Origin of the sequence: Citrobacter sp. TBCS-15, from assembly GCF_005280815.1 — a bacterium.
In the GTDB taxonomy this organism is placed as follows: Bacteria; Pseudomonadota; Gammaproteobacteria; order Enterobacterales; family Enterobacteriaceae; genus Citrobacter; species Citrobacter werkmanii.
This window is the reverse complement of the sequence record NZ_SZWK01000211.1, coordinates 1-412: the sequence shown is the minus strand read 5'-3', so window position 1 is coordinate 412 and position 412 is coordinate 1. Positions and strand designations below refer to the sequence as shown.

The following is a 412-nucleotide window of genomic DNA, read 5'->3' as shown; positions in this document are numbered from 1 at the left end:
CATAGCTAAAGAAATGCAAACTAAAGTAACAGAACGCATGGGCGATTGGTTTGAAGCAGAGTTTAAGGCTAAGGCAAATGCTGCAAGCCGAAGAACTAGATTAATCAGAAGCCACGGTCATACCTATACTTATGCCAGATATCAAAATACTGGGCAATTGTCAAGTAACTTAAAGCAAGTTAAAAAAGGCGATAAAATAGTAGTTAATGCAGGGACTAGAGCTAATTATACTAGTGGCTATCATGGCATGTACTTCTTAGTTGAAAAAAAGGGTATGCAAGACGTTAAAACAACATTGAAAAAAGGTGCTAATTATGCTAATTCAATGAAATTATAGAAAAGAGAAAAAATGAAATTAGATTATAATTCACGTGAGATTTTCTTTGGTAATGAAGCTCTAATCGTAGCTGAT

General features: G+C 34.2%; 2 protein-coding genes. Both read left to right on the top strand.

The window, feature by feature from the left end:
• Positions 1 to 337: hypothetical protein (locus tag FDW96_RS12715; RefSeq protein WP_137365785.1), on the top strand; the 337-nt coding region annotated here is incomplete at its 5' end.
• Positions 338 to 349: 12 nt separating this feature from the next.
• A partial coding sequence (locus FDW96_RS26095; protein WP_137365786.1) for a hypothetical protein occupies positions 350 to 412 on the top strand: 63 nt, incomplete at its 3' end.